Here is a 17,652-nt window from a genome sequence, read left to right as displayed (position 1 = left end):
GTGTGGGAGAGTAGGACACCGCCGGACAATCTTCCAATTCAGGGCCACCCCATGCGGGGTGGCCCTGAATTGCGTTGCCCCCCGGAAAACACCACGACGGACCGCCTCGGTCTCGTACCGTCGAGCCGGGACCGTCGACGCACGATCGCCCGCCGGCTCGGCGGCGCGAAACGTGACGTGTCGTACGCCGGGACCGTGATCGGGTCCGACCGCACGGGGTACAGGAGTGGGCATGGAGATCGGAATCATCGGGTCGGGGCACATCGGGGGCACCCTCACCCGTCGTCTGCGTTCACTCGGTCACGACGTCGCGGTGGCCAACTCCCGCGGGCCGCAGAGCCTGACCGACCTCGCCGCCGAGACCGGCGCCCGGGCGGTGTCGGTGGAGGAGGCCGTGCAGGGCGCGGAGCTGGTGGTCATCGCGATCCCGCTGAAGGCGGTGCCGCAGCTCCCCGCGGCGCTGTTCGACGGCAAGCTCGTGGTCGACGCCGACAACTACTACCCCCAGCGGGACGGGGACATCCCCGAGCTGCTGGACCGCAGTCTCAGCTCCAGCCGCTGGACCGCCGATCACCTCAAGGGCGCCCGGGTGGTGAAGGTCTTCAACAACATCCAGGCCGCGCACCTGATGGACGAGGGCAAGCCGGCGGGTACGGCGGGCCGGATCGCGTTGCCGGTGGCCGGTGACGACGCGGACGCCAAGCGGATCGTGATGGAGCTGGTGGACGAGCTGGGCTTCGACCCGGTCGACGCGGGCACCCTGGACGAGAGCTGGCGGCAGCAGCCGGACACGCCCGTCTACGGCACCGACCGGGACGCCGACGGCGTACGCGAAGGGCTGGCCGCGGCACGGCCGTGAGAATCATGGGAAAGGCCCCGCCGGATACGTCCGGCGGGGCCTTTCTGCGTCTCATGGATCAGTCGTCGCCCGGCTTCGGGGCGCAGATGAAGCGCGGCTCGGCGTCGTAGCGCCAGCTGAACTTCTCCCGCTTGAACACCTTGCCGTCCTTCTTGATGACCCGGAACGCGTCCTGGGCGAACCCGACAGCGCCGGCGGCGGCGATGCAGGTCGGACCCGGCGTCAGGTAGACCGTCTTCGGCTGGGTGATGTTGCGGCGCGGACCGTACTCGGTCTTCACGCTGTCGTAGATCTTGGTGCTCCAGATCGAGACAGTGATCGAGCTGGACGTGTACGACGTGTCGATCAGGACGCCGTACGGCGTGTTGTTGCGGAACTTGAAGTCGAGCTGAGGCCAGTAGATGGTCGACTCGATCACCGCCGGGTATCGGCTGAAGTAGAACGAGTGCGGCTTGTGCTCGACGTCCTCCAGCCCGGCGTAGTAGGTGGCGTTGAACAGCGTGGTGGTGAACTGGGAGACGCCGCCGCCGACGCCCGGCACCAGCTTGCCGCCGACGATCGTCGGCGCGTCCTTGTATCCCTGGTCGTAGCCGCGTTCGCCGGTGTGCCCGTTGAGCGAGAACGTCTCGCCCGGCTTCACCAGCGCGCCGTCCACGTCCTTCGCCGCACGGACGATGTTCTGGCTGCGCGGCGACGAGAGGCCGCCGGTGAATTGGGTGGTGAACGTCGACACCCGCTCCTTGATGCCGAGCTTCGCCAGCTCCGCCTCGGTCAGCTCGGGGGCGGCCGGCTTCAGCTCGGCGGCCACCGTACGGCCCTCGGTCTTCGGCAGCACCGCGAGCAGCGCCGGGCCGAGCGCGGCGGCGTCGACCTGGCGTCCGGGCTTGCTGGGCAGCACCTTCGGCTTGCCGCCGCTGATGGTCAGTCCGGCGTCCCGCGGCTCGACCTCGAGCTTCGTCAGCCGGTCCCCCAGTGCGGTACGCAGCCGCTTGACGTCGACCTTCGGGGTGAGCGTGCCGGCGTCGTCGGCGGAGAAGCGCAGCGACCGGGCGATGGCGGCGGGCGGGACGGTGACCGAGCCGCCGTCGGTGGTGAGCGTGACCGGTGCGGCCACCGCGGGCCGGGCCAGCTCGGCGACGAGCCGGTCCACCTCCTCGCGGGTGGTGGCCGGCCACTTCTCGACGAGCGGCACGGTGACCGGCTCGGCGGCCAGCCAGCCGGCCTTCACCACCGAGGTGGCGCCATCGGTGTCGATCGTCAGCGCCGGCTTCGGGTAGACCGGCTTCGGTGTGGTCCCGGTCCAGATGATCGCCGGCATGGTCATCTCACGCCCCTGCGCGCCCATCACCTTGCGCAGGGCCGCCCCAAGCTTGGCCTGGTCGACGGTCACCACCGGCTCGACCGCCCGGGAGCCGACGAGCCGGCTCACCGCGTGCGCGTCGGCCTCGGCAGCCGCCGCCACCGTCGCGTCCACGTCGATGGCGAGCCCCACCTCGGACGGCTTCAGCTCGGCCTTGTTCTCACCGACTGCGACCGCGAGCGGGGCGTCCAACTTGTCGGCCCGGCGTTCCAGCTCGGCGCGGAGCGCCTGGGCCGCCTCCGCGCGGCTCCGCCCGCCCAGCTCGGTGCCGAGCACCGTGGTGCCGCGGGGCACGTCACCGGCGTACGCGTAGGCGCCCAGGCCGACGCCGCCGGCGAGCACGGCCGCGACGATCCCTCCGGCCAGCAGCAGCCGGGCCCGTCGCGAGCGTGTCGGCTTGGCCGCGCCGCCCCCGGGTGGTGTGGCGACCGGCTCCATCTCGACGCCGGGCCAGCTCACCGCCGCCACCTTGATGGTGGGACGGTCGTCGGCAGCCGGCATCTTCTCGCCGTACATCGTCACTGCAACCTCGATCGGAAGTACACGCGGGGACCGCTTCCCCCGCGGGAGACACCTACGGTAACCAACGCTCGGGCCCGCCGGGAGTGTCCGGTCCGGCGGTCGTGTCGGTTGACCGCCGGTGTCGCACCGATCACCCGTTTCGGGGCGGTGCCGCGGTGCGGATCGTGGCACGGTGAGCTGGTGCGGACACAGGATCGGGTGCCGGCGTACGGCGGCGGATGGCTGGACCGGGCGGCGGCGCGGCGCGCCGACGCGGACTGGCTGGCCGAGCGGCTGACCGACCCGGCGAGCGTCGTGCTGCCGCTGTGGCGGGACCGCTGCCTGGTCGACGGGGACGGCCCGGTCCGGCTCACCGGTGAGCGGGCGTCGACCGTCCGGGCCGCGGCGGGCGAGACCGTCTTCCTCGGGGTCGACGGGGACGCCGCGGTGTTCGCCGTCGATTTGTCCGCGCTGGGCGAGCGGGCCGCCGTGGAGGCGGCCGCCGCGACACGGGCGGCCGACCTGCGGGCGCTGGCCGGCCGGCTCGACCCGGCCGGGGCGGCCGTCCAGGCGTACGCCCGGGGGTTGCTGCTGTGGCACCGGCAGCAGCGATACTGCGGCGCGTGCGGCGCGGCGGCGGTGGCCGGTGGCGGCGGACACGTCCGGACCTGCGCGGACGCGGAGTGCGGGCGGCTGCTGTTCCCCCGGATCGAGCCGGCTGTCATCGTGCTCGTCGAGGCGCCCGGCCCGCCGGGGCGCTGCCTGCTGGCCCGGCACGCGGGCGCGGCCGAGGGGGCGTATTCGACGCTCGCCGGCTTCGTCGAGGTCGGTGAGAGCCTGGAGGACGCGGTCCGCCGGGAGCTGGCGGAGGAGGCGGGGGTGACAGTCACCGACGTGACCTACCAGGGGTCGCAGGCGTGGCCGTTCCCGGCCGGCCTGATGGTGGGTTTCCGGGCCGTCGCCACCTCCGAGCAGGTCCGCGTCGACGGGGTGGAGCTGCTGGAGGCGCGCTGGTTCACCCGGGCGGAGCTGCGGGAGCGGATCGCGTCCGGTCGGTCGCTGGGCCGGGTGGACTCGATCGATCACCTGTTGCTGGGTGACTGGCTGGGCGCCGAGTCGCCGGCACGGCCATCAGCAGTGTCGTGACCACGGCCGTGGCGAGCGCCGCGACGACGAGACCGCCGACGGTACGCGGACGCACGATCGCGGCAACGGTCACCAGCGCGCCGGTGCCCAGCCACAGCGGTGCGGCCGGCCACCTGACGCCTCCGGCGAGACGGTCGTTGAGCAGAACGAACGTCACCGCGTAGAGCGCGCCGACGGCGGCGAACAGCGGCGCGTACCGGCCGAGCGCCGTGTAGTCGGGTCCGCCGACGAGCCGGAAGGCCAGCCCGCCGGCAACCGCCGACGCGCCCACCAGGACCAGGCCGCAGGCACCCGTCACCGCGAGCGCGACCGTGCGGCTGCGGCGGTCCCCGCGGGCCAGGCGTGGCAGGGCGAGGACGGCGGCGACCTGCGGCGCCCAGAGCGCGCCCTTGGTCAGGACGGTCCCCACCGAGTACGCCCCGGAACCCGACGGCGGCAGCAGTTGCCGGGCCAGGAGCAGATCGGCGTAGGAGACGACGAGCATCGCCAGCGTCGCCCCGCACCCGGCGGTCACCTGGGCGACGGTCAGGCGCGGGGCGGCCGAGGGACGCCGGGGCGTACCGGTGAGCCAGGCCAGCGCCGGTGGCGCCAGCGCGGCGGTGAGCGCACCGATCGCGAGCGCGCCGGTCAGGCCCGCGCCGAGCAGCAGCCCCACGATCACCCCGCCGTAGCGCGCGGCGGCCAGCAGCGCCATCGCGGCGGCGAGCCGCAGGAAGCGCTGACCGCCCTGCAGTTCGCCGAGCGAACGCGACGAGAGCACCACCGAGGCGGTGGTGACCGCCAGCAGCGCGGGTACCACCGCCGGCAGGTCCAGCGCGGCGACGAGCACAGGCGTCGCCACCAGCAGTGCCCCCGCGCTGAGGGCGGCGGTCAGCACGGTGAGCCGCCGGGTGTCGGACGGGCCGTGCCGGGCGTGGTGCACGGCGACCGCGAGTTGCAGGCCGAGCCCCGGCACACCGGCGATGGCCACGAGGCCGAGGGCGGTGGCGAGCGCGCCGAGGTCGTCCGCGTCGAGCTTCCGGGCGGCGAGTACCGGCACCAGGTAGGCCAGGCCGTTGACCAGCACACCGGCGAGCGTGACGGCGACGCCCGCCGCTCCCAGCCCGGTCCTCCGGCCGTCCGCCGGCTGCGGGCCCGGCCGGCCCTCGCTCACGTGATCTCCGAGACGCGGGACGCCGGGCCGTCCTCCGGCCCCGGCGCGACGTCCGGTCCCGGCCGCCCGTCCGAGTCGGGCTCGGCGCGACCGTCCAGGTTCGTATCCGGTTCGGCCTCGCCGTCCGGCATTCGGCCCGCGTCCCGGTCCGTGGCCGGCTCGACGTCGAGGTCCGGCCCCAGGCTCGGGCCCGGCTCGGTATCGCCGTCCGCGTCTCGGTCCGGACCCGGCTCGACGTCGAGGTCCGGCCATCGGCTCGGACCCGTGCCTGGACCGGCGAGGGCGGCGGGAGCGGCGACGGCCGCGGCGGCGAGGGCGGGGACGGGCGTCGGCTGCGCGGCTGGCTCCGGCGTCCGGAGGGCCGGCACGGCCGGGGCCGCCGCCGAGGCGGGCCTGATCCGGCGTACGGGCCGTCGGCGGGCGGTCGTGGAGAGCCAGAGCGCGCCCAGGGCGGCGACCGTCAGGAGTTGCGGCAGCACGTCGGTGTGCCGGTCGCCCGATTCCAGATAGACCCACCCGGCCAGCGCCACGAGCGCGCCGGGGAGCCACGTCTCGGCCGCCCGGGCGATCCTCCTGACCCGCCGGGGGTCACTGGTCCACGGCAGGCGACGCGGCCCGGGTACGGCGAGCATGAAGCCCGCCGCGACCAGCAGGGCGCCGAGCAGACCGCTGTGGAGCACGAGCGCGGCGGCGCCGACTGCGAGCAGCGGCAGCGAGCGGGTGAGCCGTCGCCGGGCCGCCGGTGCGACGACGACCGCGCGATCCCCGGCGGGCCGGCGATCGGGCAGCACCGCGAGCAGCACCACCACCGCCAGCAGGACGCCGCCGAGCAGCAGACCCATCCGGTACGGGGTGTCCGGCGTGAAGCGCAGCACCACGTCCCCGGAGACACCGGCGGGCAGGATCCAGCCCTGCTGCCAGCCGTCCACCACGAGCGGGGTGAGCGTCGTGCCGCCGACGGTCGCCTGCCAGCCGGTGTTGGTGTTCTCCCGCACCGCGAGCACCCGGTCGACGGAGTGCTCGGACACCCGTACCCGCCGCTCGGTGGCCGACCAGGAACCCACCTCGATGTCGCCGGCGGTGGCCGCCGCGGCGGGCGTCGCGGTCCGTGGCGTCAGCGCGACGCGGGTGGCGGTGGCGAGCGTGCTCGCGGTGGTGACGAGGCGGTGCTCCCCGCTGCCCAGGTCGAGCTGCTTGGGCGTGGTCCGGCCGCAGGCGGTGACCGGCATCTCGCGCAGCTCCAGCAGGTCGCGCACCGTGCCGGTGAGCGTGGTGGTGATCCGGGACGAGCCGACCTGGAGCGTCGGGCCGGAGCCGCAGGCCAGCTTCAGCGGCGTCTCCGGGCGGGGTGCGACAGTGGTGCCGAGGGGCAGCACCGTCACCTCGCCGACAGCGATGGGCAGCGGCTCGGGCAGCCGCAGGCCGTACGGGTCGGTGCTGGTGGCGGACGGCTTGTCGAGGAACTGGATGGTGATCGAGTCGGTCCGCATCGGCGGGTCGAGCGTGAGCACGCCGTCGTTGGTGAGCAGGTTGCTGCGGAACCCGTCGTTGCCGACCACGCGGACGCTGCCGATCCGGGTGGCGGCGGTCCCCTCCTCGACGGTGAACCGGATCCGGCTGATGACCTGCGGTTCGAGCCAGGTGAGGCGCAGGATCGGCGCCTCGTCGTTCAGCGCCGGTGACCAGCTCGTGGCCGGGTCGCCGTCGAGGACCGCGCCGGGCCGGCCGGCCGGGTCGGGCACCGCCGTCGAGGACGCGGTGACCTGCGGCGCGAGGCGCAACGGCTGGGCGTCGGCGACCATCTTGTCCAGAGCGGCGTTCAGCTCCGGGCCGGGGGTCGGCCGCGCCCACAGCTTCGCGTCGTACGTCCCGGCCACCGGCAGCGTGAAGGTGCGGTCGATGGTGGAGGCGTCCTCCGAGCCGCGGATCGCGTCGGTGGAGCAGCGCGGGCGGCCGTCGACGGTGAAGCAGGCGGGCGTGGACGGGGCCGCCGACACGACCACGCCTGCGGGCTGGTCGGTGGCGGGGGCGGCGGGCAACTGGAGGGTCCGGCTGGTCTGGACACCTGGGATCTTGATCTCGGTGATGCCGACCGTCTTGTCGCCGAACGGGCGCAGGTCGAACGCGGCGTCCACTGATACCTCGACCTTGCGGGTGGCGTGCACGCCGGGCAGCTCGAAGACCATGTGGTCACCGAACTGCTCGACGGTGCGGCTCTCGTACCCGGCGGTCACGGTGACTGTGGTGGGCAGGGCGTCGGCCTTCAGGTCGAACCACACCTCCACCCGGGTGACCCGGGTCGGGTTCGCCAGGTTCACCTCGATCCACTGCCTGTCACTGCGTGAGTGCGGCGCCGACCGCCAGGACGTGGCGGTGTTCCCGTCCATCGCCGCGTACGGCTGGTATTCGGGCCGGGTGCCGCCGGTCGCGTCGATCTGGGAGCGGGCGGTGGAGGCGCGGATCCCGCTGATGCCCTCGAAGCGCGCGACGGTCGACCACTCCGGCCCCCAGTCGGGCAGGTAGTCGTGCGCGGGCGCGGACACCGCGAAGGTGTCGTCGGCGGTGAGCGTCTGGGAGGAGTTGTCGCGCAGCCGGCCGAACGAGACGTCGCGCCTCCGCAGCCCGTCGGTCATCACGACCCGCCCGGTGGTCTCACCGGCCTTCGCGTCGCCGGCCAGGATCGTGGGCGCGGCGCCGAGCTGGCCCGAGGCGGCCAGGTCGAGCAGCGACTCGGGACCGCCGACGACGGTGGTCACGTCGTCGCGGTCGTACGCGACCACCGGCTGGACGGCGCGGTCCACCCGGTACACCTCAAGCGCCCGCCCGGGCACGTCCAGGCCCTGGTCGCGGAACTCGTCAGGGGCGTCGGAGCCGCCGCGCACCGGGCCGAAGGACACCACGCGGGTCAGGCCGGGCGAGCGTTCCAGCGCCTGCCGGACGACCGCGGGGCGGGCCGTGTCCGAGCGGCCGTGGTCGAGGTCGGCGCGGAACAGGACGTGGCTGATCCCGGAGCGGGCGAGCAGGTCGGCCAGGCCCGCCGAACCGGCGCCGGTGGCGAGCGTCGACTCGATCGCGTCCAGCAGCCGGATCGTGGCGGGCGGGGTGAACGGGATGGCGTTGCGGACCGCCCACCGGCTGTCCAGCAGCGGCTGGGCGATCTCGTCGGTGGTGCTGCCCCAGTCGTACACGGGGAAGCGCGCGCCGGGGACGACGAGCACGCGCCCGCGTCCGGTGTTCGCGTCCAGCCAGTCGGTGGCCTCGTGCCAGTAGCCGGGCACGTCCTTCACCGCCCCCGGGGTGGCGAGGCCACCGGCGAGCGCCGGTGAGGCGACGCCCGCGACCGCGACCATCGCCGTGCCGGCGGTGAGCCAGGCCCGTGCCGTGGCCCGGCCACGACGCTGCTCGGGGGCGGTCCGGGCCGCGCGTACGGCGAGGCTGACCAGGTGCGCCAGGCCGAGCGCCAGCGGCAGGCGCAGCAGCACGTCGAACTTGTGCACGTTGCGCAGCGGGGCGCCGATGCCGTCGAGGAACTGCTGCTGCGGCCCGGCGAGGATGTTCGGCAGGTCGCCGGTGTGCCCGAGACCGACGAGCGCGACGCCGAGCAGCAGACCGGTGATGAGGAACCGGCGGTGCGGCATCCCGCGCCGGGACAGGCCGAGCACCCCGAGCGCGGCCACCGCCAGGGTGGCCACCACGAGCAGCGTGTCGTTGGCCAGCCGGGCGCCGGCCGGGATGTTCGCGCCGAACGGGGACGCCAGGTACGCGACCCAGTAGGAGGCGCCGCGCAGCGTGGTCACCGCGTCGGTGACGCTGGTGGTGTTGCGGGCGGTCTCGATGTAGTCCAGGAACGGCGGGCTGTACCGGCCGAGGACCAGCAGCGGGATCAGCCACCACGCGGTGGCCAGGGCGACCGCGCCGCACCAGGCCGCGAGGGCGGTGACGCGGCGGCGCAACGGCCGGAGCGTGGCGAGCCAGAGCAGGGCGAGCGGCACCACGGCGGCGACGGCTGTGGCGTTGACGCCGCCCGCGCAGGCGACGGCGACCGCCGACCCGGCGACCGCGCGGCGCAGCCGGGCGCCCCGGGCGAGTCCCACGAGCGGGATGAGCACCCACGGCGCGACGGCGCTGGGCCAGGACTCCACCGACGACCAGCCGAGCTGGGTCAGGATGCGCGGGGACAGCGCGAACGCGACACCGGCGATCATCCGGCCGGCGGGGCTGCCGATGCCGAGCCGGCCCGCCAGCCGCACCACACCGAGGTACGCGACGCAGAACAGCAGCGCCCACCAGAGCCGCTGGACGATCCACGGCGCGATGCCCAGTTCCGTCCCGAGCAGGAAGAACGGGCCCATCGGCCAGAGATATCCGTACGCCTGGTTCTGGAGCTGGCCGAACGTGCCGGTGGGATCCCACAGGTGCAGCGAGCGCAGCAGCCACCCCGCCGGATTGACGTTCAGGTCGACCTTCGTGTCCGGTACGACCTGCCCGGGCGCCTGCTGGAAGGCGAGGGCGGTGAGCGCGAGGCAGATCGTCAGGTGCCGGAACCGCCGCGCCGTCTGCCGGGCACGGCCGGTCTCCCGGGCGGGGGTGTCCGTCCCCGTCGGCGACGTTGTCGTCCCGTCCGCACGCATTTTCGGCTCCCGTCTCCGCCGGCCGTACGCGCACCTGCAACATGACGCGTGTCGCGCGACGTTATCCGGACCGGACGCGCAGTGGCGACCTGGGGGCGCGGCAGGGCGTTATCAGGAGAACGGCCGTCCCCACGGCGTGTAAGCGTGTGGCAGGCTGCCGACCATGTCAATGCCACAAGCAGCGGCCGAGACGCATCCGGCAGCCGTCGGCGCGGAGGACGACGGACCCGGACCGATCGGTCGCTGGATAGCCGCCGACCGCGTCCGCGCGGTCGCGATCGCCCTCATCGTCGTGTCCGTCGCGTCGCGCGCCGGGCTGGCCGCCCGTGGCTGGTTCTCGCAGGACGAGTTCGTCATCGCCGCGCAGGTGCTCGACACCCGGCTGGACCCGGACTACCTGCTGGGCACGTTCAACAACCACCTCATGCCGGCCGGGCTGGCGGTCGCGTGGCTGATGGTCCGGGCGGCCGGTTTCGCCGGCTGGCCGTGGATCCTGCTGCTGGCGGCCGGGCAGGCGGCGGTCGGGATCGCCCTCTACCGGCTGCTCCGTGACCTGCTGCGGCCCGGCTGGGGGCTGCTGGTCCCGCTGAGCCTGTTCCTGTTCAGCCCGCTGACGCTCGAGGTGTCGTCGCTGTGGCTGGTCGGGCTGCTCGTGCTGCCGCCGCAACTCGCCCTGGTCCTCGCGGTGGCGGCCCAGGTCCGGTACGTGCGCACCGGCCGTAGGCGGCACCTCGTCCTGGTCGCGTTCTGGCTGGTGTTCGGCCTGCTCTTCGACACCAAGGCGCTGCTCATCGTGCCGCTGCTGTTCCTGCTGACCGCGTTCCTGTTCACCAAGGGCCGCGCGTGGCGCAGCCTGGTGACCACCGTCGTGCGGTTCTGGCCGGCCTGGCTGATGCTCACCGTGCTGTCCGGGGCGTACCTGGCGTACTACCTGACCCGCCCGGCCCGGGGGCTGGACGAGCCCACCTCGGTCGGGCAGGTCTTCTCCTTCCTCGGCGACCTGATCGGCGACACGGTGGTGCCGGGCCTGCTGGGCGGGCCGTGGCGCTGGACGTACGCCGGTGACGGGCCGCCGCTGTCCGACCCGTACGACATCGCGAAGTGGCTGTCCTGGGCGGTGCTCGCGGCGCTGATCGTGGTCACGGTGCGGCGGCGGCCGTCCGCCGGGCGGGCCTGGCTGCTGCTCGCCTGCTACCTCGGCCTGGTCGCGGCGCTGTTCGCGGTGACCCGGCTCGGCGGGCCGCTCGGGCCGCTGGTCGGCGTCGTCCCCCGGTACGTCGCGGACGTGGTGCTGGTGGCCGCGATCTGCGTCGGGGTGGCGCTGCTCGGGACGAAGGACAACGACGAGGACGACGTGTCCGCGTGGCCGCTGCCGACTGTGCTGCGGGAGCCGGGCGCCTTCGCCGTCGGCCTGGTCTCGATGGTGGTGCTGCTGGCGACCATCGGCGTGGGCACGCTGTGGAGCACCGCGCGGTTCGGCGACAACTGGAGCACCAAGCACGGGCGGGACTACCTGGCCACCACGCAGGCCGAGCTGGCCGCCGCACCGCCGGGCACCGTCTTCTTCGACACGATCGTGCCGGACCGGGTCGTGGCCGGATACTTCTGGCCGGACAACCTCCAGTCCCACTTCTTCCGTCCGGCGGAGCGCCGGCCGACGTTCGTGACGATGAGCGAGAAGCCGTCGACGTTCGACGAGAACGGCCGGATCCGTCCGGTGGTGGTCGAGGGACGCAAGGTCGCGCCCGGCACCGTGGAGGGCTGCGGGCACCTGGCCGAGGGTGGCCGGACCACCCGGATCCCGATGGACGGCTACCTGGTCGAGTGGCCGTACGTGGTGCACTTCGGCTACGTCAGCTCCGGTGACTCGACGGCGGTGTTCAAGCTCGGCGACGCCACCCGCGAGATCACGCTCAAGAGCGGGCTGAACGACGTGTTCTTCATGGTGGAGGGCGCCGGGTCCGCCGTCGAGCTGACCGTGAACACGCCCGGAGTCAGGTTGTGCACCAACCTGATCACCATCGGCCGGGCGGTGCCGAAGCCGTAATGACCGGACGTCCCGCCGAGGGCGGCGGCCCCGCGGTCCGGCGGTGGCGGGAGGCACTGCCGCTGTACCTCGTGGCGGTCGTCGTCACCGCGTTGATCCTGGCCCCGCTCGCGGCGCCGGGCTACGCGCTGCGGTACGACATGGTGTTCGTCCCCCGGCAGCCGCTGAGCTGGGATCTGGTGGCCCCGGCGCAGAGCCTGCCCCGGGCGGTGCCGATGGACGCGCTGGTCTCGCTGGTGACCCAGCTCGTGCCGGGCTGGGTGGTGCAGCGGGTGGCGCTGGCCGGTGCGGTCCTGTTCGCCGCCGTGGGCGCCGGACGGCTGGTGCCGACCGAGCGGCGTGCGGTGCAACTCGTCGCCGCCGTGGCGTACGCGTGGACGCCGTACCTGGCCGAGCGGCTGCTGATCGGGCAGTGGGGGCTGCTGCTGGCGTACGCCGCACTGCCCTGGCTGGTGCGGGCGGCGCTGGACCTGCGGGCGGGCCGCGACGGCGCGCTCGCCCGGGTGGTGCTGCTCGCCGCGCCCGCCGCGATCACCCCGACCGGCGGCCTGATCGCCCTGGCGACGGTGCTGGTGCTGGCGGCGGATCGGGCCCGGCTCCGGCTGTCCGCGGTCGCGGTGGGCGGTGTCGCGCTGCTCAACGCACCGTGGATCGTGGCGGCCCTGGTGACCGGCGCGGGCGGCACGTCCGACCCGGCAGGTGTGGCGGCGTTCGCGGCGCGCGCCGAGAACTGGGCCGGCCCGCTGGTGGCGCTCGCGGGCACCGGCGGCATCTGGAACGTGCAGGCCACCCCGTCCAGCCGGTCCGGCACGCCGGCCCCGCTGGCGACCCTGGTGCTCGTGGTCCTGGCCGTGGTCGGCGCCGGCCTGCTGCGGCGCCGGCTGCCGGCGGGCGCGGCGGTACGGCTGGGCGTGCTGGCCGGCGGCGCGTACCTGCTGGCCGCCCTCGCCGTGCTGCCCGGCGGGAACACGGCGCTGAGCTGGGCGGTGGCGCACGTGCCGGGCGCGGGACTGCTCCGCGACGGGCAGAAGTTCCTCGCGCCGTACGCCCTCGTGCTGGTGGTGTGCGCGGCGCTCGGCGCCGAGCGGCTGGTGGCCCGGATCGACCGGGAGGTCGGCGGGATCGTGCTGGCCGGGCTGCTGCTCCTGCCGTTGGCCGCGATGCCGGACCTGGCGTTCGGCGGGGCCGGCCGGATCAGCCCGGTGCGCTACCCGGCGGACTGGCAGGCGGTCGCCGAGCGCCTGCCGGACGACCCGGGTGAGATCCTCGCCCTGCCGCTGACCACCTACCGGGCCTATCCGTGGAACCCGGGCCGGGTGGTGCTGGACCCGGCGCCCCGCTACCTGCCGGGAACCGTGCTCACCGACGACACGCTCGTGGTCGACGACGTCGCGGTGGCGGGCGAGAATCCGCGCCTGCGCGAGGTACGCCGAGTGCTCGCCGAGGGACGGCCGGTCTCGGCCACCGGCGTGCGCTGGGTGGTGGTGCAGCACGGTACGCCGAGCACAGTGGACCCGGCCGTCCTGGCCGGTCTCGACCTCCGGTACGAGGGGGAGTCGCTGAGCCTCTACCGGAACCCGGCCGCGTCGGGCTCGCCGCAGCGGGCCGGATCCGGTCGCTGGCTTGTCGTGCTCGCGTGCGGAACTGCCGTTCTGGTGGTCATGGCTGCCGCCTTTTCGACCCTACGCCGGCGAGCTACTGCGTGGTAACGTCCGCTCGCACGTCTCACCACTGGAGGAATGGCATGCGTAGAGCTCTAACCCTTGTCGTGTCCGGCCTGGTGGCGGCGTTGCTCGGGGTCCTGGCCCTCGGCGGGCTCTCCGCCGCCGCGACCGCCACGGCGGAGGAGGCCGCAACCGAGGCGCGTAACGCCTCGGAGGCGGCCAAGCGGGCCGGGAAGCAGGACCCGTACGCCCCCGAGGTCTACGGCAACAGGTAGGACGGGTCGCCCCGCCGCTGCACCCGGCGGGGCGAGTCCGCGGTCTCCAGCAGGGTCGCGAAGCGTTCCCCCGCCACCGGCCAGGTGAAGTTCGCCGCGTGCCGCCGGGCCTGAGCGCCCATCTCCTGACGCATCTCGTCGTCGTGCAGCAGCGCGCGCACCTTCGCCAGGTAGTCGTCGATGTCGTCGGCCAGCAGGCCGGTGCGCCCGTCGACCACCGCCTCCGCGACGCCGCCCGCCTCCCGGAACGCAACTGTCGGCGTGCCCGCCGCGCCGGCCTCCACGATCGTCAGCCCCCAGCCCTCCTTGAGCGACGGCGTCAGGGCGACCCAGGCCGAGGCCAGCAGCGCGGCCTTCTCCTCCTCCGTCACGAAGCCCCGGAAGTCGACCCGGTCGGTGATGTCCAGCTCGTCGGCGACCTCGCGCAGGTGCGACTCCCACCAGCCCTGACCGGCCACCACCAGGCGGAGCTGGGGCAGCTCGTCGGCGAGCGCCGCGACCGCCCGCAGCGCCACCTCCACCCGCTTGTGCGGCACCAGCCGGTTCAGCGTCACGAGCAGCGGGAACGGTGCGCGCCCGGCGTCGGTGCGGGGCAGCTCCGGCGTGCCGTTGTAGACCACCGAGACCTGCTCCGGCGGTACGCCGAGGGTGGCGAGTTCGCGCCGGGTCGCCTCGGACACGGTGACGTACCGGCAGCGCCGGTAGACGCGTACCGCCAGCGACGACTCGACCCACCAGCCGAACCGGGCGGCCCACTGCGGCAGGACCACCGGCCACTGCTCGCGGTGCACGTGGTGGATCAGCTTGACCACCGGACGCCGGGCCCAGAGCGGGGAGAGGAACGGCAGGCCGTTGCAGACGTCGACGAGGATGTCCGGCCGGCCGCCCCGGCGCGCGGCGAGCGGGCCGAGGCCGAACGCCCCGGCCAGGTAGCAGAGCGCGGCCCAGAGGTAGACGGTGTGCCGGCCGCCGCGACGGACGAACCGGATGCCCTCGTCGTTGACCTCGTCGGCGGGAGCCTCGCGGTGCGCGGCACAGAACAGGGTGGCGCGGAATCCGCGCGCCACCAGCTCGGCGGCGATCCGTTCCACGTACACCTCGGAACCGCCGCCCTCGGGGTTGCGAGTGTCTCGCCAGTTGAGGAACAGCACGTGTCCGGGCATGCCGAAGCGACGCTCCACGCGAACCCTACTCTCAAGTAATTTAGCGGTGCGCGTCACATTAAGGGCTGGGCCTGCGCCCGGCAATGCCCCGAGCGGCGGCGTTGAGCCGCCGGGCGTCGTCGGATGACGCTCGGTGTTCGGCTGGTGACCGCTAGGCGGGTGCCGCGACGTCCGGCGTGGTGGCCGGGACGTCCGGCGTGGTGGCCGGGACGTCCGGCGTGGTGGCCGGGACGGCCGGTGCCCCCGCCGCCGGTCCGCGCCCGGTCGGCCGGCGGCGGCTCTGCGTGCCGAGCGTCTGGAGAGGGCGCTCGACGCCGTAGTAGCTGGCCGCGGCGTACATCAGTCCGAAGACCATGGTCAGGGCGAAGACGTTGACGAACTCGCCGGTGAACAGCGGCCGGTCCTCGAGCAGGTAGATCAGCTCGATGACCAGCGGGTGCCACAGGAACAGCCCGTACGACACGTGGCCCATCCACCGCGCCGACCCGGTGCTGAAGACCTCCTTCGCCCGGGTCGGGCCGCCGAACGCCACCGGGATCGTGATCAGGACGGCGATCAGGAGGTAGAGCGCCATCTTGGTGCCGAACTCGACGGCGGTCGGGCTGGTCAGGTCGCGCGGGCCGGCGATCGGCGTCGTCGCGATCGCCATCACCGCGACCGCGGCACCCCAGCAGGCGAGCGGCGCCGAGGCGAGGTCGTCGAGCACGCGGAAGGCGGCCGGCGCGGTGCCGGTACGCAGGGCCACGTGCGCCGCGGCCAGCGCCATGCCACCGCCGAACCATGCGCCGTACGAGGGGAACCACATGGTGTGCAGCGCGCCGTCGAGCCAGCCGGCGCCCATCATGGCGACCCACGCGACGGTCAGCAGCGCGCCGGAGGAGGCGAGCAGGACGGTGCGGACGGGACGCCAGGTCCGGCCCACGGCGAGCACCGCGAGCAGCGGCAGGAGCAGGTAGAAGACGACCTCGGTGGCGAGGCTCCAGGTCTGGCTGAGCCCGTGGCGGAGCTGGCCCGGGCCGTAGATCTGGGTGAGCGTGAGGTGGCGCAGCCAGTCACCGGCCGACACCGGGTGGTTGCCGGGCAGGACGACGAAACAGACCACCACCGCCAGCCAGTACGCGGGCAGGATCCGCAGCGCCCGGCGCCAGAAGTACCGCTTGGCGCGGGGCCGTGGGCGCCCGGTGGCGACGGTGAGCGCCCACGGGCGGAACAGCAGGAAGCCGGAGAGCACGAAGAAGATCGCCACGCCCACGTCCAGGCGCGCCAACCAGCCGCCCCACGTGGTGTTCATGGTGACGGCGGTCTGGAAGCCGACGTGGTGACCGACGACCGCCACCGCGCCTATCGCTCGCAGCGCGTCGAGGGCGGGAAGACGGCCCGTTACCGGTGGCTCCGGGATTGTTGGCGTGGTGGCTGTGGACATCTGGACATCCAGGGGGTCGCTTTTGCAGGTGACTGGGGAGTAACCTCCCGCCAATGCTAAGGATCGGGTGCCCCGGACGACAGACCGTAGGGCGGCAGGTTACAGGAGGATGAGTGAAGCTTCGCGTGGGCGCCGCGCTCTTCGGGCTAGGTGTCTTGTTGCTGGTCTTCGCGGCCGGGCTGCCGTTCTACGTGGCCCCCGCCGTGACCAAGCTGCCCTATGACCTGGAACCAACGACGTCCGTCGCGGAGGCGAAGGGCGCGAAGTTCCTACAGATCAAGTCCGAAGCCGGCGGCGTGAGCATCGACGTGCCGCAGGCCGACCTCGTGTCCAGCGTCGAGGTCATCCCGCAGCCGGAGGACACGAAGGACCGCTTGCCCAAGGAGCTGAAGGGCGACGCGGTCATCTGGAACGTCTTCCAGACGGTCAAGCGCGGCGACAACCAGGATGTGATCAGCCAGTACAGCACGGAGCTGGCGCTGTACCGGATCTCCGGCGCGGCGGCGCCGTGGGACGAGCAGTGGCTCAACGAGTCCGGCGCGCAGCAGACCCCGGTCGGCAACGTGCGCTACTCCGGCCAGATCTACAAGTTCCCGTTCGGCACCGGCAAGCGTGACTACCAGGTGTTCGACCGTGACCTGAAGAAGACGGCCCCGGCGCGGTTCACCGGCACGGAGAAGATCAAGGGCGTCGAGACGTACCGCTTCGAGCAGCGGATCGAGAACGAGCCGCTGAACACCCCGGAGGACAGCGTCAAGACGCTGCTGGGCAAGTTCGCGCCCGGCGCGACCAGCGGCCAGGTCGTCTACAGCAACACCCGTACGCTCTGGGTCGACCCGGTGACCGGCGCCTACGTCAAGGTCCGCGAGCAGCAGTACAAGGAGCTGCGCCCGGACACCGGCGCCCCGACCGTGCTGCTGGACGCGGACTTCAACTACAACGACGCCACGATCAGCCGCAGCGTCGAGACGGTGAAGGACAACCGTTTCAAGATCGGCCTGATCAGTGTCTGGGGTCCGATCATCGCCGGCGTGCTCGGCCTGATCGCCCTGATCGCGGGCGTGTGGCTGGTGACCCGGCCCAAGGGTGACGGCAGCGCCCGGCACCGCGCGGACGCGCCGACCTCCGACCCGACGCCCACCCGCGTGGACCAGGAGCCCGTGGGTGGCCCGCTCGACGACGAGATCCCGCCGGCGTCGACGAACTGGCGGTCCGACGATCCGTCGGTGCCGGCCCAGCGTTCGGGCGCCGGTGAGGTGGAGCGCCGCTGACCGGTACGCCGGAAGCACGACGGAGGGGTGGGGGGGGGGGGGGGCCGCCCCCCCCCCCCCCCCCCCCACACACCCCCCCCCCCCCCCCCAACAAACATGGTGAAAAGGTGAGACGGACTGTGGGGGGGCGGGGAGGAGGGGGGACCCCCCACAAAAGCC

General features: G+C 73.7%; 10 protein-coding genes and 1 pseudogene. 6 read left to right on the top strand and 5 right to left on the bottom strand.

The features are described from left to right. The first annotated feature begins 232 nt into the window (after window positions 1-232). Window positions 233-859 carry an NADPH-dependent F420 reductase gene (locus FB455_RS33255; protein WP_013474935.1) on the top strand — a complete coding sequence of 209 codons (627 nt, stop codon included), beginning with the start codon at window positions 233-235 and terminating at the stop codon, window positions 857-859. Between the two features lie 58 nt (window positions 860-917). On the opposite strand, the gene FB455_RS33250 is transcribed toward FB455_RS33255, so the two are convergent. Further along, complete coding sequence (locus tag FB455_RS33250) at window positions 918-2,735, bottom strand: VanW family protein (protein ID WP_186466479.1); 1,818 nt, start codon at window positions 2,733-2,735, stop codon at window positions 918-920. Window positions 2,736-2,888: 153 nt separating this feature from the next. Here FB455_RS33250 and nudC point away from each other — a divergent pair. Next, window positions 2,889-3,719 (top strand): annotated as a pseudogene (nudC, locus tag FB455_RS33245) (NAD(+) diphosphatase); the annotation flags it as partial. 16 nt (window positions 3,720-3,735) lie between these two features. Here nudC and FB455_RS35040 read toward each other — a convergent pair. Both FB455_RS35040 and FB455_RS33240 read right to left on the bottom strand, forming a co-directional pair. Next, window positions 3,736-5,019: a lipopolysaccharide biosynthesis protein gene (locus tag FB455_RS35040; RefSeq protein ID WP_071097440.1), complete on the bottom strand. Its 1,284-nt coding sequence runs from the start codon at window positions 5,017-5,019 to the stop codon at window positions 3,736-3,738. Next, window positions 5,016-9,650 carry an alpha-(1->3)-arabinofuranosyltransferase domain-containing protein gene (locus FB455_RS33240; RefSeq protein ID WP_145755755.1) on the bottom strand — a complete coding sequence of 1,545 codons (4,635 nt, stop codon included), beginning with the start codon at window positions 9,648-9,650 and terminating at the stop codon, window positions 5,016-5,018. The genes FB455_RS35040 and FB455_RS33240 overlap by 4 nt, the downstream gene beginning before the upstream one ends. A gap of 169 nt (window positions 9,651-9,819) precedes the next feature. Here FB455_RS33240 and FB455_RS33235 point away from each other — a divergent pair, with 169 nt between their 5' ends. The 3 genes from FB455_RS33235 to FB455_RS33225 are packed head-to-tail and all read left to right on the top strand — an operon-like array spanning window position 9,820 to window position 13,636. Beyond that, window positions 9,820-11,697, top strand: a complete 1,878-nt coding sequence (locus FB455_RS33235) for a hypothetical protein (protein WP_486481635.1) — start codon at window positions 9,820-9,822, stop codon at window positions 11,695-11,697. Beyond that, window positions 11,697-13,406 (top strand): MmpA family trehalose lipid delivery protein, encoded by a 1,710-nt coding sequence (locus FB455_RS33230; RefSeq protein ID WP_013289077.1) that lies wholly within the window; start codon window positions 11,697-11,699, stop codon window positions 13,404-13,406. The genes FB455_RS33235 and FB455_RS33230 overlap by 1 nt, the downstream gene beginning before the upstream one ends. Before the next feature lie 35 nt (window positions 13,407-13,441). Continuing rightward, window positions 13,442-13,636, top strand: coding sequence for a hypothetical protein (locus FB455_RS33225; RefSeq protein ID WP_013289076.1), 195 nt, complete (start codon window positions 13,442-13,444; stop codon window positions 13,634-13,636). Here FB455_RS33225 and FB455_RS33220 read toward each other — a convergent pair. Further along, entirely contained in the window at window positions 13,621-14,799 is a 1,179-nt protein-coding gene (locus tag FB455_RS33220; RefSeq protein ID WP_085983664.1) for a glycosyltransferase family 4 protein, read from the bottom strand. The genes FB455_RS33225 and FB455_RS33220 overlap by 16 nt on opposite strands. Before the next feature lie 151 nt (window positions 14,800-14,950). Continuing rightward, window positions 14,951-16,222: an acyltransferase family protein gene (locus tag FB455_RS33215; protein WP_145755753.1), complete on the bottom strand. Its 1,272-nt coding sequence runs from the start codon at window positions 16,220-16,222 to the stop codon at window positions 14,951-14,953. Between the two features lie 113 nt (window positions 16,223-16,335). On the opposite strand from FB455_RS33215, the gene pgfA reads away from it, so the two are divergent. After that, entirely contained in the window at window positions 16,336-17,493 is a 1,158-nt protein-coding gene (gene pgfA / locus FB455_RS33210; protein WP_013289073.1) for a cell envelope lipid trafficking protein PgfA, read from the top strand. Window positions 17,494-17,652 lie beyond the last annotated feature (159 nt).

It is taken from the genome of Micromonospora sp. CNZ296, assembly GCF_007827635.1.
Note: the sequence above shows the minus strand (reverse complement) of the source record. Positions and strands in the feature narration are given on the sequence as shown.